General features: G+C 45.8%; 26 protein-coding genes and 1 tRNA gene. 9 read left to right on the top strand and 18 right to left on the bottom strand.

Annotation, left to right across the window (positions count from 1 at the left end; genetic code table 11):
• Positions 1-15 precede the first annotated feature (15 nt).
• Both ACLSU7_RS16290 and ACLSU7_RS16285 read left to right on the top strand, forming a co-directional pair.
• Positions 16-1,356: a hypothetical protein gene (locus ACLSU7_RS16290; RefSeq protein WP_413292956.1), complete on the top strand. Its 1,341-nt coding sequence runs from the start codon at positions 16-18 to the stop codon at positions 1,354-1,356.
• Between the two features lie 114 nt (positions 1,357-1,470).
• On the top strand, positions 1,471-2,076 hold the full coding sequence (locus ACLSU7_RS16285) for a type 1 glutamine amidotransferase domain-containing protein (RefSeq protein ID WP_413292955.1): 606 nt from the start codon (positions 1,471-1,473) through the stop codon (positions 2,074-2,076).
• Between the two features lie 99 nt (positions 2,077-2,175).
• Here ACLSU7_RS16285 and ACLSU7_RS16280 read toward each other — a convergent pair whose 3' ends face one another.
• Positions 2,176-3,261, bottom strand: a complete 1,086-nt coding sequence (locus tag ACLSU7_RS16280) for a DUF748 domain-containing protein (RefSeq protein ID WP_413292954.1) — start codon at positions 3,259-3,261, stop codon at positions 2,176-2,178.
• On the bottom strand, positions 3,233-4,105 hold the full coding sequence (locus tag ACLSU7_RS16275) for a YihY/virulence factor BrkB family protein (RefSeq protein ID WP_413292953.1): 873 nt from the start codon (positions 4,103-4,105) through the stop codon (positions 3,233-3,235). The genes ACLSU7_RS16280 and ACLSU7_RS16275 overlap by 29 nt, the downstream gene beginning before the upstream one ends.
• Positions 4,106-4,341: 236 nt before the next feature.
• On the opposite strand from ACLSU7_RS16275, the gene ACLSU7_RS16270 reads away from it, so the two are divergent.
• Positions 4,342-6,312, top strand: coding sequence for a hypothetical protein (locus tag ACLSU7_RS16270; protein WP_413292952.1), 1,971 nt, complete (start codon positions 4,342-4,344; stop codon positions 6,310-6,312).
• A gap of 176 nt (positions 6,313-6,488) precedes the next feature.
• Here the strand turns inward: ACLSU7_RS16270 and ACLSU7_RS16265 are convergent, their stop codons facing one another.
• From ACLSU7_RS16265 to ACLSU7_RS16255, 3 genes are all read right to left on the bottom strand, one after another.
• A complete protein-coding gene (locus ACLSU7_RS16265; protein WP_413292951.1) occupies positions 6,489-8,843 on the bottom strand; it encodes a helix-hairpin-helix domain-containing protein in 2,355 nt (784 codons plus the stop codon).
• 45 nt (positions 8,844-8,888) lie between these two features.
• On the bottom strand, positions 8,889-9,107 hold the full coding sequence (gene infA, locus ACLSU7_RS16260) for a translation initiation factor IF-1 (protein ID WP_142701229.1): 219 nt from the start codon (positions 9,105-9,107) through the stop codon (positions 8,889-8,891).
• Positions 9,108-9,217: 110 nt separating this feature from the next.
• Entirely contained in the window at positions 9,218-9,790 is a 573-nt protein-coding gene (locus ACLSU7_RS16255) for a hypothetical protein (protein WP_413292950.1), read from the bottom strand.
• 126 nt (positions 9,791-9,916) lie between these two features.
• Here ACLSU7_RS16255 and lpxD point away from each other — a divergent pair, with 126 nt between their 5' ends.
• Positions 9,917-10,963, top strand: coding sequence for a UDP-3-O-(3-hydroxymyristoyl)glucosamine N-acyltransferase (lpxD, locus tag ACLSU7_RS16250; protein WP_413292949.1), 1,047 nt, complete (start codon positions 9,917-9,919; stop codon positions 10,961-10,963).
• A 10-nt stretch (positions 10,964-10,973) separates the two neighbouring features.
• Positions 10,974-11,339, top strand: coding sequence for a hypothetical protein (locus tag ACLSU7_RS16245; RefSeq protein ID WP_413292948.1), 366 nt, complete (start codon positions 10,974-10,976; stop codon positions 11,337-11,339).
• 50 nt (positions 11,340-11,389) lie between these two features.
• Here ACLSU7_RS16245 and ACLSU7_RS16240 read toward each other — a convergent pair whose 3' ends face one another.
• The 9 genes from ACLSU7_RS16240 to rpmB all read right to left on the bottom strand — a co-directional run bounded on the left by ACLSU7_RS16240 (position 11,390) and on the right by rpmB (position 20,088).
• Positions 11,390-13,942, bottom strand: coding sequence for a PAS domain S-box protein (locus tag ACLSU7_RS16240; RefSeq protein ID WP_413292947.1), 2,553 nt, complete (start codon positions 13,940-13,942; stop codon positions 11,390-11,392).
• Between the two features lie 227 nt (positions 13,943-14,169).
• The gene (locus ACLSU7_RS16235; protein WP_413292946.1) at positions 14,170-14,553 is read right to left on the bottom strand and encodes a hypothetical protein; all 384 of its coding nucleotides are present in this window, start codon (positions 14,551-14,553) and stop codon (positions 14,170-14,172) included.
• Between the two features lie 82 nt (positions 14,554-14,635).
• Complete coding sequence (locus ACLSU7_RS16230; protein WP_413292945.1) at positions 14,636-15,760, bottom strand: THUMP domain-containing class I SAM-dependent RNA methyltransferase; 1,125 nt, start codon at positions 15,758-15,760, stop codon at positions 14,636-14,638.
• 186 nt (positions 15,761-15,946) lie between these two features.
• Complete coding sequence (locus tag ACLSU7_RS16225) at positions 15,947-17,680, bottom strand: 4Fe-4S dicluster domain-containing protein (RefSeq protein WP_413292944.1); 1,734 nt, start codon at positions 17,678-17,680, stop codon at positions 15,947-15,949.
• A gap of 147 nt (positions 17,681-17,827) precedes the next feature.
• Positions 17,828-18,079, bottom strand: a complete 252-nt coding sequence (locus ACLSU7_RS16220; protein WP_413292943.1) for a hypothetical protein — start codon at positions 18,077-18,079, stop codon at positions 17,828-17,830.
• Positions 18,080-18,169: 90 nt separating this feature from the next.
• On the bottom strand, positions 18,170-19,000 hold the full coding sequence (locus ACLSU7_RS16215; protein ID WP_413292942.1) for a carbon-nitrogen hydrolase family protein: 831 nt from the start codon (positions 18,998-19,000) through the stop codon (positions 18,170-18,172).
• 38 nt (positions 19,001-19,038) lie between these two features.
• A complete protein-coding gene (locus ACLSU7_RS16210) occupies positions 19,039-19,386 on the bottom strand; it encodes a hypothetical protein (RefSeq protein WP_246845681.1) in 348 nt (115 codons plus the stop codon).
• Positions 19,387-19,529: 143 nt separating this feature from the next.
• Positions 19,530-19,787, bottom strand: a complete 258-nt coding sequence (locus tag ACLSU7_RS16205) for a KOW motif-containing protein (protein ID WP_413292941.1) — start codon at positions 19,785-19,787, stop codon at positions 19,530-19,532.
• A 13-nt stretch (positions 19,788-19,800) separates the two neighbouring features.
• A complete protein-coding gene (gene rpmB / locus ACLSU7_RS16200; RefSeq protein ID WP_413292940.1) occupies positions 19,801-20,088 on the bottom strand; it encodes a 50S ribosomal protein L28 in 288 nt (95 codons plus the stop codon).
• Positions 20,089-20,274: 186 nt separating this feature from the next.
• Here rpmB and rpsR point away from each other — a divergent pair, with 186 nt between their 5' ends.
• Positions 20,275-20,544 (top strand): 30S ribosomal protein S18, encoded by a 270-nt coding sequence (gene rpsR / locus ACLSU7_RS16195; protein WP_142701242.1) that lies wholly within the window; start codon positions 20,275-20,277, stop codon positions 20,542-20,544.
• Between the two features lie 189 nt (positions 20,545-20,733).
• On the opposite strand, the gene ACLSU7_RS16190 is transcribed toward rpsR, so the two are convergent.
• Complete coding sequence (locus ACLSU7_RS16190) at positions 20,734-21,135, bottom strand: hypothetical protein (protein WP_413292939.1); 402 nt, start codon at positions 21,133-21,135, stop codon at positions 20,734-20,736.
• Between the two features lie 154 nt (positions 21,136-21,289).
• Here ACLSU7_RS16190 and ACLSU7_RS16185 point away from each other — a divergent pair, with 154 nt between their 5' ends.
• Positions 21,290-21,496 carry a hypothetical protein gene (locus tag ACLSU7_RS16185; RefSeq protein WP_413292938.1) on the top strand — a complete coding sequence of 69 codons (207 nt, stop codon included), beginning with the start codon at positions 21,290-21,292 and terminating at the stop codon, positions 21,494-21,496.
• On the opposite strand, the gene ACLSU7_RS16180 is transcribed toward ACLSU7_RS16185, so the two are convergent.
• Positions 21,493-22,158, bottom strand: coding sequence for a hypothetical protein (locus ACLSU7_RS16180; protein ID WP_413292937.1), 666 nt, complete (start codon positions 22,156-22,158; stop codon positions 21,493-21,495). The two genes, ACLSU7_RS16185 and ACLSU7_RS16180, sit on opposite strands and share 4 nt — an antisense overlap.
• 82 nt (positions 22,159-22,240) lie before the next feature.
• Between ACLSU7_RS16180 and ACLSU7_RS16175 the strand changes: the two genes are divergently transcribed.
• Together ACLSU7_RS16175 and ACLSU7_RS16170 are read left to right on the top strand one after the other, a co-directional pair.
• Positions 22,241-22,317: transfer RNA gene (locus ACLSU7_RS16175), tRNA-Pro, on the top strand.
• A 281-nt stretch (positions 22,318-22,598) separates the two neighbouring features.
• Positions 22,599-22,787 (top strand): hypothetical protein, encoded by a 189-nt coding sequence (locus ACLSU7_RS16170; RefSeq protein WP_413292936.1) that lies wholly within the window; start codon positions 22,599-22,601, stop codon positions 22,785-22,787.
• A 33-nt stretch (positions 22,788-22,820) separates the two neighbouring features.
• Here ACLSU7_RS16170 and ACLSU7_RS16165 read toward each other — a convergent pair whose 3' ends face one another.
• A complete protein-coding gene (locus ACLSU7_RS16165; RefSeq protein WP_413292935.1) occupies positions 22,821-23,489 on the bottom strand; it encodes a hypothetical protein in 669 nt (222 codons plus the stop codon).
• A 218-nt stretch (positions 23,490-23,707) separates the two neighbouring features.
• Positions 23,708-24,490: a trypsin-like serine protease gene (locus ACLSU7_RS16160; RefSeq protein ID WP_413292934.1), complete on the bottom strand. Its 783-nt coding sequence runs from the start codon at positions 24,488-24,490 to the stop codon at positions 23,708-23,710.
• Positions 24,491-24,813: the final 323 nt, after the last annotated feature.

Below are 24,813 nucleotides of genomic sequence, written 5' to 3'. Positions count from 1 at the left end.
AGAGAGGGAAACGATATGAAAAAGCTAATCTTAGTAAGCGCTCTTCTGATGATTGCGGCGGGTTGCACTAAAAGCACAAAATCAGGTGGCTCTTCCCAAACGGCGGGGATCCAGGAAAGACAAACTGGTCCAGCCGAAGACTTGAGTGCAGCAGAAGCAGCCAAACAAGCAGAAGTTTCCGCTGAGGACGCTGGCATCATCGACTCCACTTCCCGTCAGGACGCTTTGAAAAACTTGACGCTGAAACTTTACGAATCCACATTCCGTCTGCAAATGGACGTGATGTCTGACAAGCTTCAAGATGATAACTCCAAGCTGTTGCGCGAATTCATCACGAAAAAGTTCTCCCCTAAAGGTGAATCCCTTTTGCAAGCTTTGAGCTCGGGTGACATCAAGTCAACGATCACTTTGAAAGACCTGCAAATCGCAGCGTCCGACAAAGACATGCAATTCCAAGCTTTGCTTATGGGCTTTAAAAAAATCGCAGCCGATGGTGGCTTCACTAAGGATCAACAAACTGCTATCGAAAAAGCATTGATCGAACGTCAAAGCTTGATCACGCCATCTCCCCAAGAGCAAAACAGAATCATCGCGGTCGCTGAGCACGTTTCTAAGAAAGCGAAAATCCTGATCCAAACTATGCACAGTGGTGCGCAAGACGAAACAGTGTGCCAGGGCTACGGCTATTTCCTAGCGAACTTCAACGCTCTTCTAACAGACAGCAAAACGTTCCGTTTGCCTCAGACAATTGCAGATCTTTCTGAGCCATTGCAACCACTTTTGCCAACTTTGGACGCCTGCCCTAAAGATATCCCAGGCACCCGAAAACTTCTTGGTAAAGAGTTGCTTGGGTTGATCTCTAGAATGGATAAGATGCAGTCGCAAATCGCGAAATTCTTGAATCCATCCATTAAGGATACAGATCCATTGTTCTTGGATATCGCTGACAGATGGGCCCTATTGGAATCAAAAGAGATTTTGGAAAACTATAAGTTGCCAGTAACCGGTGACATCGATGCAGACGCAGTTGTTTGTAAGATCGATGGCACTGACTATGAAGCCGTTGTTACTTCACAAACTGATACGGAAACTACTGCACAACTTAAATACGAAAAAGACGGTGAAAAGCCATTCACTGTGCGCAAGGTGAACGGTCAACGTGGTGTGACGGTTGCTTACATCTCTGCCCAGCATTCAATTGCTTCCAGCGAAAATGCAAACAGCGTTAACGCAGGTGAGGGTTTTGTGGGCGCGGTATTTAGCATGGTCCCTGGCGACACCGAGGCCATGAATCTAAAACTGAAGAAAGAAGAAGGTAAGGCAGAGACAATCACTGTCACTTGCCATGCCAAATAACCATCCCTCCGACTCTGTCGAAGTAATTATTGTTATTAGACACGATCATCTTCTGTAAATTGCTTCCTCCTTGGTCAGGCTTAATCATAAAAGCTCATTCAAGGAGGAAGAATCATGAGTAAAGAGCTAGAAGGCAAGAACGTTGCCATCCTCGCTGCCGACGGTTTCGAACAATCCGAACTACTACTCCCAAAAAAGGCCCTGGAAGATGCTGGCGCCAAAGTCGAAATCGTTTCAATTAATTCTGGTGAAATCAAAGGCTGGGAAAAAGGAAATTGGGCAAAACCATTGAAAGTCGACACGGCCATCAACGTTGCCGGTGCTGACGATTACGATGCCCTGATGCTTCCAGGGGGCGTGATCAACCCCGACAAACTTCGTGAAGAAGAGGGCGTAGTTCAATTCGTTCAAGGCTTTGTCGATACAGGCAAGCCTATCGCAGCCATCTGCCACGGCCCCCAAACATTGATTGAAACAGGGGTTTTAAGAGGCAAAAAAGTGACCAGCTACCCGTCCATCCGCACCGATATCATCAACGCCGGTGGCGAATGGGAAGATAACGAAGTCGTGGTTGATAATGGTCTAGTCACCAGCCGCAAGCCCGCCGACATCCCGGCGTTCTGCCGCAAGATGATCGAAGAATTTGCTAAAGGCCCACAAGACATGTCCGTTCTAGGATTAGGCGAACAACGTCGTGAACACCAAAAACACGCCCACTAAAAGGTACGGCCTTACTTGGAAATGTACTTACTTACCTAAAATAAAAAAGGCAGGCTCAATTCCTGCCTTTTTTATTTTGTCCGCTTCATGATATAGAAGCTAATCTTTTTTCGGAACATCTTTGATGGACACAGTATTGTCCAACTTTTTCTTCAAGGCCTCGACAAAACCATTACGTATCGATCCCCATAGGGCATCCCAAGTTTTAATATCAGGGCCCTTTGCTGCACCTTCAAAGTCGACCCGTGTCGCGACAGTTTTATTTTCTGAATTTCTTAAGATTAAGTTACTCATCGCAATGCCCATTTCAAAAAAGAATCTTTTTGGAGAATCAAATTTTTCCTTGGAGCTGATCACGTCGATATTTTCAAAAAATGGCTTCATATAACCTTTGACGCGTCCATCCCGGGTACTTACTTCGCCGTACAGACTGAAATTTCCTGACGTAAAAGTGAAGGGTCCATAGCCCTTAAAGAAGTCGTTCAGCTTCGTAATATCAAGCTTATCAATGGCCATTTTAGATTCAAAAGCGGGAATCTTTGAAAGCAGATTTATTTTAGCTCCAGCTGTAACATGTCCACTTTTTTGTAAACGCGCAGACGCCTCCATCGTACTAGGCAAAAGTTCTTTGGATTTATCAGTATTCTTGATGTTCGTTGCAGAAACCATGATACGGTCCAAGACGACATCCACCGGGACTTTGAAATCGTTATTATACAGATGGACTTCACTATTGGTCAGACGGAAGGATTCAAGTTCGATGGGAACCAACTTACCTACGACTGTTTTCCAATCTTGATCTTCCCCCATTTGTTTTTTCTTTTTATCCGCACTGTCGACCAAATCCAACTTCATGCCATCAACTTTCAAATCTCCCAATAATTTCCCGGCGAATATCCCTCGCCATGCCAACGAAAGATCGATGTCCTTGATGAATACCAGTGGCTGCTTGGGTCCCTTGGCTTTTTCCCAAATTTTCAAGCCTTGAATTTGATAGGCCCCGCGATACAAAGCCAGGTCAAAGTCCTCGATATGACCTTTGTAGTTTTCTATCTTATTGCCCATGTACCAATTAATCCCGTACTTAATTCCGTAGGGCAAAAATATGCGCACGACCACCAGAAAAACTACGATGGCAACAAGAGTGATTTCAATTTTACCGAGCGACTTGAGCAGCTTCTTCATGCCTTTCCTCCTTATTAATTTCATTGGCAACTTCCGCACTGAGAAAAATCACAGCGGAGGAATAGTAAACCCATAACAATAAAACGATGAACGATCCGGCAGCCCCATATAGCGAAGCGACGGCACTTTGACCCATGTAAAGACCGATCAGGCCTTTACCGATTGAAAACATAAAAGCGGTGATGAAACCCGAAGTTAAGGCAACTTTGGGTCGAACGTTTACTTGCGGCAGAAAATAATAAATCGCACTGAACAGCAGTCCGAAAATCAAAAGAGAAATAACGAAATTAATGATCTGCCCCAGCAGTGCTTCCGCACCTTTCAGGTACATCGATAAAACCGAGGAAACAATCAAAGAAACGATCGATATAAAGACAAAGGTTAAGACCATGCCCATATTAAAAAGTTTCGTTTTCATGAAAGTCCAAATGGATTGAAAGAAAGTTTCCGACTCTAACTTTTTATAATCGATTTTCACTTCAAAGATTTTATTTAAAGACATGCGCATTTCGCCAAAGATGGCGCCCGCAGAAAAAATCAAGGTGATCAACCCCAGGATTCCGGCAATGTCGCGCACCTCCGGCTGCTTTTCCACGTTCTTGGCAATTTCACGCAAAATATCAGAAGATTGAGTTCCGAATAGGAATTGAATCTGTTTGAGAATTTCTTCGCGAAAGCCATCGTTTATCAGCGCCACGAAGGTCAGCATCAACACCAGCAAAGGTGCCAGCGATAGCGCTGTGTAAAAAGACAAGGATGCCGACATCTCGAAAATATCGTCGCGCCCCATCTTGTTAAAGAAATTTTTCCCAGTGATTTGTTTTAATGCCTTCGTCAACTTCATCGGAAAAAGATAACACGCTTCACGGTTATCGACTTCGCTTCACCCCTTGGTCTTTGACAACAAACATATCGAAAAGACTCCATTCGCCCTCTTGGGTCAGCACATTTTAAGTCCACGCCTAAGGCTTAAACATAGGCTTGCTGAAAATGTCACAGAAGCAATAATCATGGCCCATAAGCAATTAAATGGGCCCTCGCATCCGAAATCCGGGCCGAGGATTTGCACATACCCTGGGAATGCTTAAGATGGGTATTTTGTTGACCTTATTATCAACACTGGTGGGGCTAAGAGCTCTTGCCGAAGCCTCTGATATTCAATATCAGAGTGCCTTCCTATCCCCTGCAATGGCGCTTTCCAGTCCCTATAAAAAGATCGATCTTAATAAGCTGATTAACAAAGCTTCCACCCTTCCAGTGGATTCGGAACTGCGTATTCAAACAGTGCTGGTGGCTCAGGCGCGCTTTCAAGTTCCACGGAGTATTTCTGAACTTAAAGGCAGTGCCCTCAATAACATTCGCACTCTTCCAAAAATTTCTAATTCACTGAAGCTATGGGCCTGCGCGGAAAATACCTGTCAGGGTGAGATGAATATGGCCCTCGCATCCGTTCAATTCATCATGAGCTATGCCATGCTGGATCTGCAAGAGCCGCAAAATTTAAGTTGGGCAACCTCCAAGCTTCCAACTGAGTTACTGCAAGGAACTCAACTTATCACTGTTCAAGAAGTCAGTGATTGGTCGCATTTGTTCACGGATTCGTTCAGTATCAATGTCTTTCAAGCACTCGATTCCAAAAACACCGTCATCACCAATTTCCAAATTCATCTGTTGAAAGCCTCAGCCTATCAAAAAGCCAAATACATTCCCTTTTTCAACTTGGAAAAAAACCTGAACTCTCATATCCAGCAGCAGCTTCAGGAAATCCAGCAAGCTCTTAGCACAGGCAAACGCTCCCCGTCTTCGGCACAAAACGAACCCGAGCTCTATCGACAAACTAGTTATAAGCTGATTGATCCCGAAGGAGACAGGGCCCTGATCGCTCGCGCGAATCAGGTCCCAAAACACATTCTGGAAAATTTGATCAGCAAAGAAGGCCCGCAGGATAAAAACTGGCTTCCAGATCCGCGGGAGTGGGAAGACCCTCTTGCTGATCTCATTCCTCAACCAGAGCCAACCGAGGGCATCTCTATCCAAGGCCGTGAAAGTCCCCTTTATCTGGAAAGTTTCGAAAAAACTTTGACCCAAGTGATTCAAGAGGAATCTCGTAGGGGCCTTCCACCCCTCTTTGGGATTGCTCACGAATGGAGTGCCGCCTATAAAAACAAACACATGATGTCTCAGGGGTCCAAACTGCTAGTCGCCCTGGCATTAGGCTTCACGGATCGCTTTATGATCACGGGCAAGGAAGAAAACCTTCGCCAATGGATCTTAACTGAAAACTACGAATCCATCACTTTGCCGGAATTGTTTCGAGCGAGCTATCGTATCAACCATGGCGACGTGTATCTGACTCTTCTTACTATTGAGAATGTTTTGGCGAACAACTGGCGTTTTATAGACCGAGAATCACTACCCATCACAAAACGCTTAAGACCCATTTCAAGTGGACACAACTATAAGGGTGATCGTTACGGCACTTGGTACCATTTCTTTGGAATGATTTTGTACGGCTATGTCCACGGCGGCACTCAGGCCAAAGTCATCGGCAAGATCGAAGCCTTAGGCAGCAATATGCTCTCCCCGGATTTGAACCAAACGCAAAAGCAGTGGTTCAATATTTTGGGTGGTTATGTTGGCGCTCACTTAAAAAAAGTCATCCGCGACAAGACCTATAAAACCTTTGTGGGTAGTAAAACGTTTTTGCAGGAAAGCTATTATCTGAACCGCCGCGAAGATTTCCGCGATCGCCTACCGCAGGAACTTTCACCTGATGTTCAGGCGGCACTTTTCAAACCCCGCAGCAACGCAGGTCTTATGACATCCATTCGGATCGCACACCACTCCCCGCGCTCTTGTCAGGTGGATTTGATCTTTGATAAGGGCAAGGGATTTGACAGTCGATACAAAGCCATTCAAATGGAAGTCGACTTTTCAAGTTTGCGTGCCACCTTTATTGCCGCCTCCGCACCTTCCGCTCGCGCAGTTCGTGGTTTCATTTACAACTGCGAAAACACCCGTCAAGAGTGGGTTTTCGAAGCCGCTCTTTAATACAACATCCTGAATATAAAAAAACCCCGAGTTTCCCCGGGGTTTTTAGATTCGAACTTGATCCGATTACTTACGGATTTTTGCTCTGTACATACGCTTTTTTGTCAAAATGCGTTTTTTTCTGTGACGGATACCTTTTCTAGATTTGCCTTTAGCTGCCATTGTAATCCCCTTTGTTATTTTTTAGTTGGAGTGTTCATCAAAGCCGCAAACGGATTGTTGAACGGGTTGCCTGGTTTCGCCGGAGTGCTGTTCATCGGACGAGAAACACCCTGACCCACTTGTGACTTTCCAGAACCCTTCGCAGCAGAAGCGCCACGCGGTTGTTGCGGTCTTTCACCACGAGGAGCGGAAGAAGCTTCAACAGCGTCATCCATTTTCATCGTCAATGAAATCTGGTTTTTCACAGTGTCGACTTTCAATACTTTTACAGACACATGGTCACCAGGATTTACCACTTTACGAGGATCATCCACGAACTTGTGAGAAAGTGCTGAAATGTGAACCAAACCGTCTTGGTGAACACCGATATCAACGAAAGCACCGAAATTCGTTACGTTCGTGACGATACCTGGACAGATCATGCCTTCTTTAAGGTCTTTCACTTCCATGATGTCATCGCGGTATTGGAAAACTTTGAACGGATCACGAGGGTCACGTCCTGGTTTTTCAAGCTCTTTCACGATGTCATCGAAAGTGAACTCACCCACTAGCTGAGCCCATTTAGTTCTTTGGGCAACAAGCTTCTTAGCGCCTTCACCGATAACTTCAGTCAAAGAAACGCCAAGGTCTTTTGCCATATCAGTCACAGCTTGGTAACGCTCGGGATGGATCCCTGTAGAATCCAAAACTTGCTTACCGCCAGGGATACGCAAGAAACCAGCTGCTTGTTCGTAAACTTTTGCAGAGAACTTAGGAACTTTCAAAAGTTCGCTACGATCCGAGAACAACGTTTTCTTACGAGCTTCAACGATACCTTTTGCAAGTGCAGGACCGATACCCGCCACGTGTGAAAGCAACGCTGCAGAAGCTGTATTTACGTCAACCCCTACGTTATTCACGCAAGACTCAACCACTGCTTCCAATGATTTTTTCAATTGAGATTGATTCACGTCATGTTGGTACTGACCAACACCGATAGATTTTGGATCTACCTTCACAAGCTCCGCCAAAGGATCCTGCAAACGACGTGCGATAGAGATCGCACCTTTTACAGTTAGATCCAGATCCGGGAACTCTTCACGAGCGATATCAGAAGCCGAGTACACAGAGGCACCAGATTCAGAAACCATCACAACCGGAATATTTTTACCAAGATCTTTCAAAACTTTGCGCAAGAAAGATTCCGTCTCGCGACCTGCAGTACCGTTACCGACAGCGATCGCTTCGATTTGAACTTGCTTCATTACTTCGCCGAACAAAGTTTTAGCTTTGCGTTCAGCATCGTCGCCCAATGTGTAAAGAACAGTGTGAGAGATGAAAGCACCTGATTTATCAATCAAAGCCACTTTGCAACCTGTACGCAAACCAGGGTCGACACCCAATACGCATTTTGAACCGTACGGAGAAGCGAGCAATAGTTTACGAACGTTTTCAGCAAATACAGTAATCGCGTCTTGGTCCGCTTTTTCTTTCAGCAAACGGTGAACTTCGTTTACTACAGATGGAAGAACGTAAACGTTCAAGGCCAAACGAGCCGATTGCTTCAAGTACTCACCGATCGCATTGTCAGGAGTTGAAGTCGCAAAGTTCTCGTAAGATTTCAAGATCGCTTCGTCATCACCTTTAACGTCAAGAGTAAGCTCTTCTTCCTGCCAACCTCGTCTCATCGCCAAGTAGCGGTGATTGTTTTTAGCATCCATCAAAGGTTTAACTGGCTCTTCAAACTCTTTGTACATTTCGTATTTAGAGTTCGCTTTGTAGCCTTTAGCCGCTTTAGAAACGATGCGACCGTTTTCGTTATAATTTTTAGCAACCATCGCACGAAGTTCAGCATCATTGGCGATCTTGTCGACGATGATATCTTGAGCACCTTTAAGCGCTTCTTCGTAAGTCACGATTTTGGCAGTTGGGTTCAAGAAAGCCTTGGCTTTCATTTCCATAGTCTCGGAGTCTTTCAACTTGCCGTGCCCCATGTCCCAGATCCAATTCGCCAAAGGTTCCAAGCCAGCTTCGCGAGCGATCGTAGCTTTGGTTTTCTTTTTCTTTTTGAATGGTTTGTAGATTTCTTCCAACTCGCCCAAATCCCAGGAAAGCTCGATACGCTTTTGGATTTCAGCCGTGAGATTGTTTTGCTCCCCGATCTCTTTGATCAGGAACGCTTTACGCTTCACGATTTCGTTGTAAGTTTCGTGACCTTCGATAACACCGCGAATTTGAACTTCATCCAAATTGCCTGTTTTCTCTTTACGGTAACGCGCGATGAATGGGACTGTAGCCCCTTCCGCAGCAAGTTCAATCACAGCTTGTGCTGATTTTGCTGGGACAGTTGGGACAATACGAGCCAAATAACTCTGAAGAGCCTGATCCATAGAACCTCTAGATTTATTGGAATGAGTTTGAGCTTAAAATCTATACTATTTATGACGGAATTGGATCAGACCGTGGCTAGGATCGTATGGAGATACGCCTACGCTCACGCGGTCACCAACAACCACACGAATATTAAAGCGTCTCATCTTTCCGCAAAGCTTTGCGTTGATGATAACTTTATTTTCAAGTTCGATCTTGTAAAGACCACCCGCAAGGGCGTCGATCACTTTTCCGTCAATTTGTACTAAATCGTCTTTTGCCATGTAGGTAAATTTCTAGGTCAGAATGCGGGGCCTTGCAATAGATTTCTGCCCATTTATATCAATATGCAACACGCAAAAGGCCCCAATCTGGGGCCTTTTTAAGGGTTTAGTTAAGATAACTTCCTGTTGCTGATTAGCATTCGCTTTCCATCTTCAAAAAGAACCTCAAGGCGGTCATATTCATTGGACATGATATAACCCCATCCGAAAATCTTGTGCTCAATAGGAGTTTTAGCCTCATATTGGTTGCCGATATTGTAGGACTGAGCTTTTGTGCCGCGATACTTCTCGTGAAGCTCGTGCCACTTAACCTGATCCTCGCTCATACCGGTTTTGTCGATTTTGATTTTCTTTTCTTTTTTGGGAGCCTCAACGACTTCAGCTTCTGGAGCTGCGGCTGCCTTAGCAGGCTTTTTCTCAGGTTTAGCAACCGGAGGAGCCTTTGCAGCTTTAGCAGGGGCCGGAGCCGGTGCAGGAGCAGCTTTAGCTGCTTTTACCGGAGCGGCTTTAGCAGCTGCTGGCTTGGCAGCTTTCGCTGGTGCCGGCTTTGCTGCTGGTTTTGCCGCAGGTTTTGCGGCTTTCGGAGCTGGCTTTGCCGCTTTAGCGGCAGGCTTTGCTGCAGGCTTTACTGGCTTCTTTGCCTTTGCTGCAGGAGCTTCCTTTTTAACTGCCTTTTTGGCCATCTCAATTCCTCTCTAAATTTTAAAGGTGAGAAATGATCGAAACGTGTTTATATGAGACTTATACTATCACCCAGTGACTTGACATCAAAAATATATTGGGAAAATGTTAGCGCGAGGCATCACTATATGATTACAGCAGACGTTATTAATACTCTTCAGTCTCCGGATGTAACTTACGTATCCGGCCCCAAAGACTCCATCGCTCAAAAAGTCCTTCCTCCAGATCAGGCTGACTCCGAAAGTTTAATCTTCGTGTCCAAGCCAGACTTCCTTGAGAAAGCTTTAAAGGCGCAGTCGCCCATTATCGTTGCTCACAAGTCCCTGACTTTACCGACCGATAGCAAGGCGACATTCTTTTCGACTCATAACATTCAATTGGCTATGGCGGCGATCCTTCCGTTGTTTGACGGAAAAATGAACCGCTTCAACCAGGAAACGAAAATTCACCCGAGCGCTTGGATCCATCCCCATGCCCACCTGGGTCAGAACGTTTCCGTGGGACCGTTTGCGGTCATTGGTGAACACGTCCGCATTGGCGATGGAGCCACCATCGGAGCCCATGTCGTGATCGAATCCTATGCCCAAATCGGTGCGCTGACGATCCTTCACCCTCAAGTTTTCATCGGTGCTTACAGCGAAATCGGAGCGCACTGTGAATTCCATCCGCACACCACAATCGGGGCTGATGGTTTTTCTTTCGCCATGGCTAAGGACGGCACTCACAAAAAAATCCCACAAATCGGCAAGGTGGTCATCGAAGACCACGTGGAATTGGGAGCAAACTGTGCCGTGGACCGCGCCGCTTTGACGGAAACCCGTATCGGTCGCGGAACGAAAATGGATAACTTCTGCCATGTCGCTCATAACGTTATCATTGGTCAGAATAACGTGATGGCCGCTGGCTTTAAAATTGCGGGCTCATCTCGCATCGGAAGCAACTGTATGTTCGGTGGTGATGCCGCCGTTTCGGATCACGTTACCATTTGTGACAAAGTGATTATCGCAGGTAAATCCGGAGTGACAAGCGACGTGCAACAAAGTGGTGCATACGGTGGATATCCTCTTGAACCTTTGCGTGAATCGTTGAAAACTCTGGCCAATCTGTCACAACTGACTCGCATCAGAAAAGAACTTGCCCGCGTCGTAAAACACCTGGGTCTTAAAGAAGAATAAAGGAACTGAAATGACTTTCGAATTTTACAAAATCTTGCACATGCTGGGCTTAATCACATTGTTCTTCGGCTTCGGCGGATTGCTGGTAACTTCTTACGCCGGAATCACACTGAATGCAAAAGCGCGCATGATGAGTTTCGCTACTCACGGAATGGGTCTTTTGTTCTTACTTATTGGCGGCTTCGGCATGCTTGCAAAAATGGGAATCATGAAACAACTCCCAGGTTGGGCTTTGGCCAAACTAGGTATCTGGGTTTTGATGGGAGCTGGAATCTCCATCGTAAAACGCAAAGGCCACATCGGCTGGCCCATCGCCATCCTCCTATTTGGCTTAGGCACAACAGCCGCAATACTAGCGATCACAAAACCATTCTAATAATCTAGAGTGCAGACAAAAAAAGGGAGGCGCCAACCTCCCTTTTTTATTCAGCGATAGTCCGTATTCAAAACTTCATTCAAAGCCTCTTTGCGAAGGGGCTTTTGAAGGTAACCATCAAATCCTGCTTCCAAGCATTTTTCCCGGTCGCCTTTCATAGCGTGGGCGGTGAGAGCGATGATGGGACATTCGTATCCCTGATCCCGCAATTTTTTAAGAGCTTGAAAGCCATCCATATGTGGCATCTGAATATCCATTAAAATCATCCGATAGGTTTTAGCACTCGCTTTGCGGACGGCCTCTTCGCCGTTGGATGCCATTTCAATTTGGGTGTCATCCAATCCCGATTTCTTAAGGTAATGGCGGAGCAGCTCACGATTGTCGGCAGCATCATCCACGACCAGAATAACTCCGGCCTGCAAGTACGTGCCCGCGGCATTTACTACGTACTCGCGCTTGGGCGGCTCGGCCTGCACCTTGGCTGACGGTACATGGGCGACGACGGAAATTAAAAACCGGCTTCCTTTACCCACGGTACTTGTGAACGTGATATCACCGCCCAAAAGCCGCGCAAGCTTTCGTGACAAAAACAAGCCCAACCCCGTCCCACCAAATCTTCGTGTCGTCGAACTGTCCGCTTGAGAAAATGGCTGAAAGAGGTGTCCCCGCTGCTCTTTAGAAATTCCAATACCGGTATCGGTCACGATGAACTGCAAAATAAACCGCTCCGGTATGCGCGTCGGTATGGCTTCGGCCCGCAACTCCACATAACCCTGCTCTGTGAATTTAATCGCGTTCCCCACCATGTTGATCAGAATCTGACGAATACGCCCCGGATCACTGATAAGCTGGTCCCGAACGGTTCCGATTCGCAAGCGCAACTCTATCCCTTTTTCTTCTGCCTTAACTCTTAAAAGATAAGTGACATCCTCCAATAGCTCGCGAAGACCAAAGACAATGTTTTCAATCTGAATTTTTTCAGACTCAATTTTTGATATATCCAAGATTTCATTTACGATCCGCAAAAGCTGCTGACCATTGCGCAAAACGGTGTCCACCGAGTGCCTTTGCTCAGGAGTAAGTTGAGTGTCATCTCTTAAAATTTCCGCAAATCCCAGCATCGCTCCTAAGGGCGTTCGTATTTCATGACTGACATTTGCCAGAAAGTCCGATTTCGCACGACTCGCTTCTTGAGCTCGCTCGTACAACCGGGAGTTTTCAATCAACACAGCCAAGCGAGAACAGACTTCCTCCGCCAGCGATTGCTCACGTTCCGTAAATGTCCTTTTGGATGTTGTAGAAACCAGACTCACAAAACCCATCGGGGTCTGATCCCGGGCCATCAACGGCACAATCATAAATGCTTCGGAAAGCATCGCTGCACCCTTAGGCTCTATCTCGATATCATAGTGATCCCGAACATACTTTCCAATATTTTCCAGTCCATTCAGCACTACTGTTTTTCCCGAGCGAATGATCGTGGGGCCACCGAATTCAGGATCCCATTTCGGCGGGTTCTCGGCTCTCCAGCGGCGAATGAAACTTTCTTCTTCTGGGCTTGCCGCATGAACTTCTGTGGCGACATAATCCATCCCCTCTTCGTCGATAATTTCAATCACACAAACATCAGCTAGGCGAGGCACCACCTTTTCACAGAAAGTGCGCAGCGTGTCCCGTAATTCAACAGATCGAGAAAGTTCAAATGTCAGCTCAGAAATAAACCGTTCCTGTTGTGCTCGGGTTTCCGCCGCCTCTTTTTCTGCTTGAGCCCGCACCAGATCCTCGCGCTGGCGGGCCGCTTCGATACGGTCTGTGATGTCTTCAGTCACTCCCAATAAAAAACGGGCATGTCCATCTTTGTCTCGGACAGGAATCTTAATGGTATGAATTCGGCGAATGCCATTTCTTGTGGGTAACGAGTCTTCAGTAATAGCATGAGGAATCTCACCGTTTAAAACCTGGCGATCGATCCCACGAAAATGTTCCGCTAAATCTTTGGTAAAAAAATCGTAATCAGTTTTTCCAATAAACTCCTCGCGGGAAATTCCAAGCAGCTCTTCTCCCGCTCGATTCAAACGAACAAAGGCAAGATTTTCCGCATCTTTAACAAAAACCATCGAGGGCATGGTCTCAATTATTCCCGACAAAAAGGCTTCTGACTCGGCCAATTGCCGGGTTCGCATCTCCACGCGACTTTCTAAAAACTCATTGGCTTCCGCGAGTTCCTTTTCAATTTTCTTTTGCTTCGAAATGTCCTGCACAAGCGTGATATCGGTTCCGTCTTCAAAACTCGTCACCCCAATTCGTACGGGGACACGGTGCCCATCTTTGTGAAAATATTCTTTTTCCAGTGAAACGGAAATGCCCGGTGTCGCTAACAATTGGGACTGAATTTCAAGACTTTCTTCGAGTCGATCCGGAGGCGTTAAAACTTTCCAATTTAATTTTCTGGCTTCCAAATCTTCGCGCGTGTATCCCAGCATTTCCAGGAAGCACTCATTCGCATCAAATATTTCACCACGGGTGTTGGTTGAGATTATTCCGATAATCTTTGATTTAAATATCGTGAGATATCGTCGTTGCAGTTCTCGATTATCGTTCATAACCCAATTTTAACACGCAGGATTTAAGGGTCTTGCGAACACTAGGGACAATGTGAATAATCAAGTCGCGTCCATCAATCTTGAAATGTCCCGACGATTCACAGGCATTTTATTTTAGTTTTTCAATTTAACTAAACAAAAATATATCGAAATGATTTTCACGAAAGACCAGGTAGGACCTGGGGTCTATTAAAAATAAAAAAGGCGCTTCAGAGAGCGCCTTTTTTCTATTTGGAAATTACACAGGAAGCTTTGTAGTCACCGTTGAACGTGGTCGTCTTAGCCACCGACTTCACAACTTTTTCGACAGAAGTTTCCTCTCCATCGATTTTCAGATTCTGCAACAAAATCACGGTGCCGTCTGTCTTCTTAGTTTCCTCAATCAAAATTTGAAACTGAATTTCAGAGCCATCAAGTACGAAACGCTCCTGGAAAAACTGGCCAATATGATCATCGATCGCGATCGTCATGAAATGGCCTTTTACATAGTGAGCTGCTCCCACTCCGCCGGTGATTTGACAATCATACGTTTGAAAATCTCTGACATCTTGTACGGCCGCCGATGCAAGTACTGGAAACACCATTGCCACGATCATTACAAAAAGCTTCATTCGAACCCCCTTCAAAAACAAATGGCGGCATATTGAATGCCGCCATTTATCCGATTTATCAAACTAAAACCTAATCTGAGACTTAGAACATGCTGTATTTCAGGAAACGACACTCGATGTTACCGTTAAATACAAAGTGCTTGCGCGTCGATTTCAATTTGAGGTCAGCGATCAAGTCTTTGTTCCCTGAAAGGATCCAAGCATCCCAACCTTTGAAACGGTGTTTTAACGTAAAGCTCAAGTCACGATACACGTCACGAAGATTGTCTTCATCACCGATACGCGCACCGTAAGGTGGGTTCACGATGATCAAACCTTTTTCAACTGGGGGCTCTACTGTTGCAACGGATTCTTTTTTGAATTCAATCACGTCGTCAACGCCTGCGGCTTTGGCATTTTCTTTTGCAGACTTCAAAACTTTGTTGTCGATATCGTATGCGTAGAATTTGGTTTCGATTTCTTCTTTTTCTGCAGCGATGGCTTCATCAACCACTTTATCCCAAACTTCGCTTTCGAAGTTCAAAAGATTCATGAAACCAAAGCGTTTACGGTTGATACCCGGAGCGATATTTTTCGCCATCATCGCAGCTTCAATCATGAATGTTCCAGATCCGCACATGAAATCGACCAGCGGAGTTTTTCCGTCCCAATCAGAAAGCTTGATCAGACCTGCTGCCAAGTTTTCTTTAAGTGGAGCCTCGCCCACGTCTTTGCGGTAACCACGTTTGAAAAGTGAATCACCCGAAGTATCGATAGAAACGTTGAACTGATTTTTAACGGAACGAACAACCACGCGCAAAGCTGGATTGTAGTTATCCACGTCTGGACGGATACCAAACTTGTCACGGAACTGATCCACGATAGCATCTTTGATTTTCATCGCGATGAAACGTTGATCGCGCATCATGGAATCGCCAACGGAAACGTCGATGCTCAATGTTTGATTTGGTTTAATGTATTTAGTGTAGTCGTGGCGCATGATTTGCGCGTACAACTCTTCAGGTTGGTAAGCGAAGAAATCTTGTGTGGGTTTCAAGATACGGCTTGCCATGCGAGAGTGAAGGTTCGCTTTATAGCAACCTTCCCAATTGCTCTCAAAGTAAACGCCACCTGCGGTTTTGCCGGTGATTTTTAGATTTAAATCTTTAAGTTCTTGTTCTAGAGGATCTACGAGACCCTTTGCTGTAGACGCGAAAAATTCTGCCATGGGGATGGTCCTTTCTGTTGGTTAAGAAAGCAGGGTCCCTCGCCCCACTTCCTGCGGGCGCTGTCAGATAAGCTTTTTCAGCGTTGTTCGTCGTCGCAGTACATTTAGTACAGCTTCCTCCTCACGCCTTGAAAAACCTTATCTGACAGCACCCTATACCGCCCAGGTCCCACCCCTATTTGATGGTTAGACCTCGCGATATTGTGGTCCGCCGCCACCTTCTGGCACCGTCCACTCGATGTTTTCGAATGGGCACTTAATATCACAAGTCTTACAGTGAATACAGTTGGTATAATTGATTTGTAGGTCTTTCTTGCCTGCTTCTTTTGTAGACGGAACCATCTCGTATACAGAGGCTGGACAGAAATGATTACATGGTGATTTGTACTGTGGCTCACATACGGAGCGGCAGATATCCCCGTCCTTCAAAATAAGGTGGTTTGGAGAATCCTCATCATGCATCGTCCCCGTCAAATAGACGCTGGATAGTTTATCAAAGAAAAGCTCCCCATCTGGTTTTGGAAGCTCGCTCAATTGCTCCTCAAAGCCATTAGGACCCCATACCTCAACCACTTTATTGGTGGTCGCTGCATCCACGTGATCCAAAGGCATTGGATCCTGAAGCCCACGGCCCCCTGTGATCTCTTGCAAAGCGATCAAAGGCATACCCTCAAGCATCCCTTTAGAAAGCGCCTGGTGGAAGTTTCTGACAGCATAAAGGTCTTTTTTAACAAAGCTGTTTTCAATACGGCCTTCGTAAGCCTTCGTCACCGATTCATTGAACTCAGCCCCTGCAACCAAACCATCAATAATAGTTTCAGCCGCTGACATACCCGCCTTCATCGCCAAGTGAATGCCTTTAAGCTTCTTCACATCGACCATACTTGCGGAGTCCCCAATAACCATCCAGCCATCACCGTAAAGTTTCGGCATAGAATACCAGCCACCTGCCGGAAGAGTTTTACCGCCGTAAGCGATAACTTTACCGCCCTTAAGCATGTTTTGCATGAACGGGTGAGTTTTCAATTTTTGAAGTTCACGGTGTGGATCTAGCAAAGGATCGTTTGTATCCAGGTATGCCACCAAGCCCACGATAATTTTATCTTCAGGCAATGTGTAGATGAAAGTACCACCGATAGATTTGCTCAAAGGGAAACCCATTGTGTGGATCACTTGACCCGCCTCAACAGTGCCCTTCGGCATTTGGATGATTTCTTTAACGCCTTCTTCGAAGACTTCAGGATGCTTGCCTTCGCGAAGATTTAATTTCTCAGTTACTTTTTTGAACAAAGAACCGCGAGTACCTTCAGCAAAAACCGTCACTTTGGATTTCAAGATCAAGCCAGGCTCAAAGTTCCCTTTCGGGTTGCCGTTTTTATCACGACCTTTATCGCCCGTACGAACACCCACGATTTTGTCACCTTCGTACAAAGCTTCAACCGCAGCGAAACCTGGGAAGATGTTGATACCTTTTTCTTCACACTTCGTTGCCAACCAACGGTTCAACTTGCTGGCAGAAACGATGTAGTTGCCTTCGTTATGGAATGGCGGAGGCGTGATTGGCATTTTGAAAGAGTAGTCAGTTCCCAAATAGTAAACGGCGTCTTTTTTAACTTCCGAATCAAGTGGGCAACCTTCGTCCTTGAAGTTTGGAACAAGTTGACGAAGAGCGATCGGATTCAGAACCGCACCCGAGAAACTGTGGGCACCGATCTCGGAAGCTTTTTCGATCACCACGATCATTTGATCTGGAATGGGTTGACCTTGTTTCGCACCCGAAGCCACATCTTCATTATGTTTGTTGATTGAGTTTTGCAAATGAAGTGCGCAAGACAAACCTGCAGATCCACCACCCACGATCAGAACATCACAGTCCATAGTCTCGCGAGTTACGCCCTCTGGCAAATGATCAAAAACCATACTCTCCCCTAGCCGGCCGCTGAAAAAACCCCATCTGCTGCGTTGTCTGGCTTTGTCCTCGCTCCGACGTACCTTACAGGTACGCCTGCGCTGTGGGAAAGCCCTCCGCCTTGCATCTGTGGCTTTTTGATCGACCTCAAATTACCGTTACTCTTCCGCAGGTTCTTCGTTTTGGATTTCTGCTTGAGGAGCCAGTTTGCGTGGAGGGTTTGTTACTTGAGCTTGAACCTTCAAGTCACCTTCATCGCGGCCGCCTGGGTAAAGGCGTTTTTTAGCTTTTTGCGCGAGTTCAGCTTCTTTGCTTTCATCGCGTACAGCACCGGCTAAAACTTCCTGAGCAAAAACAGATTGTCCCAACAAGGAAGTCATCAAAACAGAAACCAAGAAAAGACGGATCATAACTACCCCGTTTCCTGCGCTTGTGTTCACCGCGCATTTAAAAACTAATTGAGAAAGATGTCACCAGAAATGATGCAGAATTTTATCGCTTTAGGCAACTGGAAGACGTCGATGAAACTTCATTGGAATTTGACGACGAACTCCGTCAATTCTTTCCTTGGAAAGTGTGACAACCGAAAACCCGATTGCGCGCTTTTCCACCTGACCAATAACCGCTCCCCAGGGATCGATCATCAAACTGTGGCCGTAAGTTTCGCGAACTCCGCCATTAACTCCCATGTGAGTTCCACCCTGGGCACTGGCCATTAAATAAGACTGACTCTCAATCGCACGGGCTCTGAGCAAAATCTCCCAATGCGCTTCTCCGGTTTTCACCAGAAAGGCCGCAGGGACCATAATCAAATCCACTTCCTTACGCGCGTATTGAGAAAACAATTCAGCGAAGCGGATGTCATAACAAATCGTTTCGCCAATTCTCCAACCATCGACTTCGATGATGCTTGGGCGTTGTCCATGACGGAAAACGTCTGATTCCTTGATAGGCTTTTGCCCTTCCAAGTGAATATCGAACAAGTGAAGTTTTTGATAAGTCGGTTTCACTTCCCCTTTCGGAGAAATCAAAACTGAAGAATTGTAAAGGTGGCCATCGAGCTGCAAGGGAACAGATCCCAGATGCAGATAGGTATCATATTTTTTTGCAAGTTCTGCGACTCGGTGAAAAGCGGGATCCGTCACAGCAAAGCCGATGATCTTTTCGCCTTCTTTGGTTCGCATATACAGACAGTTTTCGGGGAATCCCACCAAGCGAGGCTTGTGGGATTTAAAAATATCTTCCAAGAGAGCTTCGATCTGCATCAGGTTCGCATCAACATCATCGATAGAGGTCATCTGCGCGACCGCAACTATCAATTCCGAACTCATACCTTCTCCTTAAGCTCTCTGAAAATTCAAAGAGCTGACTATTCTACTGAAATCACCGTCGAGGAACGCGCTTCTTTGACGTCGCGGCAATTCCACTTGGCTTCTTCCAAAGTTTTTCTGACGCCTGCGATAATTTCTGAGCAGGAATTTTCATCGCCAGATGAACCAATAGTCTGATCGACTCCTTGTTTGGTGTAAATAGCTTTACACTTTTGGTCGGAGCCCATCTCAACACGAAGAGTACGAACTGTTTTGTTGTGCTTGCAGAGAACCATAGCATCGCCGATATCAGCGTAAGCTAGGGACGAAAAAAAAAGCACTGGCATCGCCATCGCGACCAGTGCTTTCTTGTATTTTTCCACTGTTTTTTGGTCTCGTTTAATCAAGCTGCTCTCCTGTCTTACAAGTTGGGATCCAGCAAAAATAGTGTTTCCTGAATCCAACTTAATTTTACGCAGCTATATAGGAGACTAAAACGAAGAGATCACCTTTGAGACCAAAATTAGGCTTTATCCCGGGAAGGAATTGCCTATGTGGACTTTTGTTTAGCTGATTTCTTAGCTGGCTTTTTAGCTGCAGCTGCTTCTACCAACTTAACGTTAGAGTAATCGATGAAGCCTTCTTTTTTCAAAAGACCATCTTTTTTATCGTAGTGTGTTTGCACTTTCACACCTTGAACGCTGATTTTCATTGCTTTAGCGTCAACAGCCAAAACTGTGCCCTTCTTACCTTTGTCAGAGCCAGAGATAACTTGTACAGTCGCGCCTTTTTTGATTTTCAATTTCATTTGTCAGCCTCAATTATTTCTTAGCAGAGATTTTCTTTTTGATTCTCATCTTAACGGCCATCGCTCTTTTAGAAAGAGTCGCGTCGTTTGTGCCCAAGATGTATGCGTCAAAACCGCCAACGTGTTCCATGTCACGAAGTGCAGAAGTCGCGATGTTCAAACGAACCATTGCGTTCAAAGAACGGCTAAAGATGCGTTTTTTCTGAACATTTGGTTGCGCAGTTGTTTTAGTTTTGATGTTGGAGTGAGATACCAAGTTTTTTACAACTGGGCCTTTTCCAGTGATTTCACATTTGCTCATTACGTGCTCCTACTAGCTACAAGTCGAGGTCAGCGCCGCCCGACCCCAGGATTCTTTCCTGAAATTCAATAGGGACGCCGCAAACAAGAAACAAGGATATAAAGTAAAAAGACACTTGATGGCAACTCTTTTTTCTTGTACACCCATTAACTCGCAAACCAAAAGGAACTCAAAAAGAGGGTACTCATGAAAAAGACAACTCGTAGCAAATATAGACAAGAATTCTCTGGCGACCACGTATTCGATTACAAAGATCCAGCATCTTTGACTCGTTTTATCGGCGATGGTGGCAAAATCACTCCTTCTCGCATCTCTAAATTGTCCGTAGCTCAACAAAAACGTGTAGCTGCAGCAGTTAAAAAAGCTCGTAACTTGGCTCTTTTGCCTTCAGGTACTGACGCTTACGACACTTTCCACAGAGCTGAAGCAATCTCTCCAGTTCCTTTCGAGATCTAATTAGATCTTAAAATTGAATAGAGCTTCCTTTTGGAATTAAAAAAGCCGGGCAACCCCCGGCTTTTTTATTTAGAATTGATGAAAAAGGTCCATCCGACTGCGTTGTCGGGCTTTGTTTTCCGCTGCGACGTACGGACGTACGCCTCCGCTGCACCCAAAACCCTCCGCCTTGCGGCTGAACCTTTTTGATCAATTCTGTTTTGCGGCCTTCTTATTGAGCTTGAACCAGCGGATGGCGGTGATAACGACCATCACGATGTAAGATTTACTCGACCAGCTGTGTAATAACGGGCCTGGGATTCCCCAGAAGGCCAATTGATCGAAGGGTACTCCCCAATTCATTAAGCGAATCCCTAAAATGGGCACAGCAAAGATCACCCAAAACTGTAATACCCCGGCAAACCAGGTTTTTTCCATGAAACCAGCGCGTTGATACTCCCAGGCCATCAATCCCAAAGGCATCGCGACGAACAATACTCCCGCCACAGTGGCAGCGATTTGTTTATCTGGAATGACCGCAAAGATTGCGATGACGGCCACGATCACCAACACTTGAATTACTATATATTCTAAAAATCTGTTTCGTCTCATATCCAAGAAGTTAGTCCACCCACCAGGACAACTCAAGGCTTTGCTCCCGCGAGCTGTGTTTTAATTTGATTTGGAGTACGGCCATGTTGGCAGCCCGGTTGCAATAATGGGTCTTCGTAAAATTAATAAATCATTTTAGCGAAGGAAATGAACCATGACTCACCAACAAAACACTCTTTTGAAACTACAAACTGATCTTAGCAAATTTGGCTTAAACCCGACGGAATGGACTCTCGAAAAAGTCCAAAACGTCACTTACTTGATTAGAAATAAAATCGACAAGAGCTTCGCCCTTTACGGCAAGCTTGAATTGAAAAAGAACGCTCCTACCTGGAAGACCATTGATCTAGTGGCTCTTTAAAAAACTTCGCAGCGAACTGAAAACAAGCTGCGATTCCAGATATCCACCTCAGTCAGGACCGCAGAAGCTTTACGAGGCGTTACAGTAGCAACTGTCCCCTCGGGGGCCTGCGGGACCTCCTCCCCCGGAAGCTTGGCAGAAACGGCATTACGCAAATCTGTCCAAGCTTCTTCTCCGTTCGCTCTGATAAATGTACTTTTCAGACGACAGAATGTCGCGATCTCCGCATCAGTCAACCAACCGAATCTTTCCATACTGCCCGGCTCGGGAGGCTTCACTCCCCACGCCAAACGCGCCATCAATTCGATTCCGTTATTTAAAGCCACGGTCACTTCCTTCACGTCATAAAGCTGCTTTGCACACTTGCTGGAACTTTTTGACACGGCATCAGAGATGGTTTTTAAAGTCGAAAAGTATTCATAGCAGGAGCCCGCGCTGTTTCCGAGCTGACATGCCTCTTTTTCGCGCAGAATGGACGGCGGAGTGGTGATTTTCTTAACTTGGGTGGCGAACAGCTTCCCTTTAAGGACGTCGTGCAAAGCTTCTTCCTCGGTATCACAAACGGTATGGGGTGGTTGAAACCCAATGACGACTGCGATGCCAATAATGAGAGCACCCAGGACCAGGACAGGCTTTGGTAACGAGTTCAGAAACTTTTCCATGGAAAAAATGATACTTATATTACGCGTTAGAATCTAGCAGTTTGACAAGTGGGACTGTTTTTAGTTAGTTTCCTGTCTCTGTCGGGGAGTAGCGCAGTCTGGTAGCGCATCTGGTTTGGGACCAGAGGGTCGTAGGTTCGAATCCTATCTCCCCGACCATTTTTCTTATCCAGCCTTTGGCTGGGAAAAATGGTTGTCTACACTTCTGCTCTGCAGAAGTACTTACTAAAGTTTTTTGAAAAGCCTTTTGATTACTCAAAAGGCTTTTTTCGTTTCGGGGAGATAGGATTCGAATCTTCGATCAAAACTGGGTCGTGGGTTCACTCACCTTAGCAGGGTGCTAACTTGAGGGCACCGGAGGCAGCGCGAAGCACCGAGGCCCCGATGTGCCGGGCCCCATCAAATTGCGCGCACACACGAAACAATTTTTAGGAGTTATTATGTCTCATTCTCGCGATCCAAAAAATGAAACGACAGCAACAAATGAACAGCTTACTGCTGAGGCGGAGTTGCTTGAGGAAAATTTTGAGTCCGCTGACACTCTAGAGGATTTCACGAAAGCTTTGATGGAGAGTCTTACTTCCAAGCTTCACGCGAATATCGACGATATTTTTAAACAGAATAAATAATTTCGAATTCTATCGACTGAATATCGAATGTGCCTAAGGGAAATTTGAGTCTTGGGCCTTTCCGTTTACGAATATTGAACGGAGCATTTTGCAGCGGAAGGGATCGTCGGAATCTTTGCAGTAGGCAGTTTGCAATTGCATCTTCAAAGCGGTCTGGCGTCCTACGGAGCTCGGTCGAAGAATGCTTGAAGCATAGGCGTCGCCCCCAAAACCTGAAACGCTTCTCTCTCCCATGTGACAATCACGACAACTTGTTCCGAATGCGGCGCGGATGCCCTCGTAAGGAGCGGCGACATCGAGTTCGGATACTACTGGAAATTTAATTTCACCCTTTACTGATTCAGTTGATGAAATCAGCTGACTGAACTCTACCACCTGACTGCCCAAGCCTTTAGGGGTCACGCTTACAATGACGTTATTTATGATAATAAAAATTCTTGGATTGTTGGAATCAACGGAAGGTTGTGCGCTGCCGGTACTTTCAACAGAATAAATTTTAAGTGGTGCCGGAAGATTTTCAATCAGACAGGGAATCGAGACTGGTTTGGGGAGAACATTGATCAGAGTCGTGACTTCGTCGATGGTTTTAGGTGAGCGATATTGAGCGGGAGCCAACACACACCCGTCACTGGAGCTCTTGCTCGAGCCCGATTCAAGTTCACCACTGATATTCTGAGCTATTTCGAAACCATCGCAATTCACGAAGAGAGTTATGAGCGGAAGAGCAAATATGAATAATTTGATCGCGACTGATTTCCGCAAAACTAGTTCTCCCCTCGGTGATCCTTAGTGTAGCAAGAAATCATTTCTGCTGACCAGAACACGGAGAGAATGTGCGATTATTCCAGACTATTCGTTTCAGTTTGGAACAAGATCAAATAGCGCAAAATAGTTTTTCGGAGTCACCCTGGGTGGAGAGTTTAATTAAATAACGGTAGACCCGCGGAGTTGATCCATTGCAGATTTTCTTCGGTGATTGGAACAAAGTAGGTTGCTCCCACTCCACAGACGAAACCTGAGATTGAATTTTCGACACCGATGAATTTTAAAATGCCATCTTCATCGCGCATGTAGGCACTGCCGCCGGAATCGCCGTGACAAGCGCCGGGACCGCGATTTCTGAACTCGCCCACTTCCATTCCGTTGTAACGGTTAAAGCCTCGCATCGGTAAAGAGAAGAATGACTTGGTCCCTTTGGGGCCATTGTTTTCAGTCATGCCATAACCGACGTGAATAAGATCTCGACGGATCATTGCAGACTTTACCACCGCTAAAGGAGCCGGAGTGATTTGAAACTTTTGAAGATCCACGTCTTCGTTTAAAACCAACATCACAATGTCACTGTAAATGGAATCGCTGGGTGGATAAAAGATAGCATTCACCACTCTAAACTGTGCTTTTAGAAATGGGATCTCTGAGGCTGCGGGAGAATCTCCCACATAAATCCAGGTTTTATTAATAAACTGCTCAGGCGCAATATTGAAACCTTTGGCACCCAAAGAGATACAGTGCGCAGCCGTTATCACCACACGCGGACCAATCAACGTTCCACTGCAATAACTTTTAGAAGCTGTGTCGGAATCTTGTGCTTTATACGCCAAAGCGACAGTTTGACGATATGAGCCGTCGTTAATCAATGTGCCACCGATAATAGCCAAAGCGATCGCGGGAAGTTGAAAAATAAGCAGCAATAAGATTTTCATGCAGATTTTGTAGCAGCAGCCGTTTCCAGATTCAATCCGAAATGACTAAATAACTTTTTATACTCGTTGTTCATCTGTCCAGCTGCAAAGGAGCTCCGCCCCTTGACCATCCAAGCGGCTAAATTCCTGCCAGTGCGTGTTTTGCGACAACAGTACTTGCATAGACCTTCGTTTGGAAATTTCCTTGCCGACAAATTTAACTCCATCCCAGACAGATTGGGTGCTAATCAGCAACCTGTTTGTTTGCACTTACCATGTCCGACAATAAACAGGCGAAAAAATCTACATTAATCTTACATTCATTCAAGACATTACTATTTACT

The organism is Bdellovibrio sp. HCB185ZH, assembly GCF_047302455.1.
Taxonomy (GTDB): Bacteria; Bdellovibrionota; Bdellovibrionia; order Bdellovibrionales; family Bdellovibrionaceae; genus Bdellovibrio.
The sequence above is the reverse complement of the archived record's forward strand: the minus strand, read 5'-3'. Positions and strand labels throughout refer to the sequence as shown.

Excerpts from the sequence above, each read along its gene's own strand:
- ACLSU7_RS16290 (WP_413292956.1), top strand. The coding sequence starts at position 16 with ATGAAAAAGCTAATCTTAGTAAGCGCTCTTCTGATGATTGCGGCGGGT.
- ACLSU7_RS16285 (WP_413292955.1), top strand. The coding sequence starts at position 1,471 with ATGAGTAAAGAGCTAGAAGGCAAGAACGTTGCCATCCTCGCTGCCGAC.
- ACLSU7_RS16280 (WP_413292954.1), bottom strand. The coding sequence starts at position 3,261 with ATGAAGAAGCTGCTCAAGTCGCTCGGTAAAATTGAAATCACTCTTGTT.
- ACLSU7_RS16275 (WP_413292953.1), bottom strand. The coding sequence starts at position 4,105 with ATGAAGTTGACGAAGGCATTAAAACAAATCACTGGGAAAAATTTCTTT.
- ACLSU7_RS16270 (WP_413292952.1), top strand. The coding sequence starts at position 4,342 with ATGCTTAAGATGGGTATTTTGTTGACCTTATTATCAACACTGGTGGGG.
- ACLSU7_RS16265 (WP_413292951.1), bottom strand. The coding sequence starts at position 8,843 with ATGGATCAGGCTCTTCAGAGTTATTTGGCTCGTATTGTCCCAACTGTC.
- infA (WP_142701229.1), bottom strand. The coding sequence starts at position 9,107 with ATGGCAAAAGACGATTTAGTACAAATTGACGGAAAAGTGATCGACGCC.
- ACLSU7_RS16255 (WP_413292950.1), bottom strand. The coding sequence starts at position 9,790 with ATGGCCAAAAAGGCAGTTAAAAAGGAAGCTCCTGCAGCAAAGGCAAAG.
- lpxD (WP_413292949.1), top strand. The coding sequence starts at position 9,917 with ATGATTACAGCAGACGTTATTAATACTCTTCAGTCTCCGGATGTAACT.
- ACLSU7_RS16245 (WP_413292948.1), top strand. The coding sequence starts at position 10,974 with ATGACTTTCGAATTTTACAAAATCTTGCACATGCTGGGCTTAATCACA.
- ACLSU7_RS16240 (WP_413292947.1), bottom strand. The coding sequence starts at position 13,942 with ATGAACGATAATCGAGAACTGCAACGACGATATCTCACGATATTTAAA.
- ACLSU7_RS16235 (WP_413292946.1), bottom strand. The coding sequence starts at position 14,553 with ATGAAGCTTTTTGTAATGATCGTGGCAATGGTGTTTCCAGTACTTGCA.
- ACLSU7_RS16230 (WP_413292945.1), bottom strand. The coding sequence starts at position 15,760 with ATGGCAGAATTTTTCGCGTCTACAGCAAAGGGTCTCGTAGATCCTCTA.
- ACLSU7_RS16225 (WP_413292944.1), bottom strand. The coding sequence starts at position 17,680 with ATGGTTTTTGATCATTTGCCAGAGGGCGTAACTCGCGAGACTATGGAC.
- ACLSU7_RS16220 (WP_413292943.1), bottom strand. The coding sequence starts at position 18,079 with ATGATCCGTCTTTTCTTGGTTTCTGTTTTGATGACTTCCTTGTTGGGA.
- ACLSU7_RS16215 (WP_413292942.1), bottom strand. The coding sequence starts at position 19,000 with ATGAGTTCGGAATTGATAGTTGCGGTCGCGCAGATGACCTCTATCGAT.
- ACLSU7_RS16205 (WP_413292941.1), bottom strand. The coding sequence starts at position 19,787 with ATGAAATTGAAAATCAAAAAAGGCGCGACTGTACAAGTTATCTCTGGC.
- rpmB (WP_413292940.1), bottom strand. The coding sequence starts at position 20,088 with ATGAGCAAATGTGAAATCACTGGAAAAGGCCCAGTTGTAAAAAACTTG.
- rpsR (WP_142701242.1), top strand. The coding sequence starts at position 20,275 with ATGAAAAAGACAACTCGTAGCAAATATAGACAAGAATTCTCTGGCGAC.
- ACLSU7_RS16190 (WP_413292939.1), bottom strand. The coding sequence starts at position 21,135 with ATGAGACGAAACAGATTTTTAGAATATATAGTAATTCAAGTGTTGGTG.
- ACLSU7_RS16185 (WP_413292938.1), top strand. The coding sequence starts at position 21,290 with ATGACTCACCAACAAAACACTCTTTTGAAACTACAAACTGATCTTAGC.
- ACLSU7_RS16180 (WP_413292937.1), bottom strand. The coding sequence starts at position 22,158 with ATGGAAAAGTTTCTGAACTCGTTACCAAAGCCTGTCCTGGTCCTGGGT.
- ACLSU7_RS16170 (WP_413292936.1), top strand. The coding sequence starts at position 22,599 with ATGTCTCATTCTCGCGATCCAAAAAATGAAACGACAGCAACAAATGAA.
- ACLSU7_RS16160 (WP_413292934.1), bottom strand. The coding sequence starts at position 24,490 with ATGAAAATCTTATTGCTGCTTATTTTTCAACTTCCCGCGATCGCTTTG.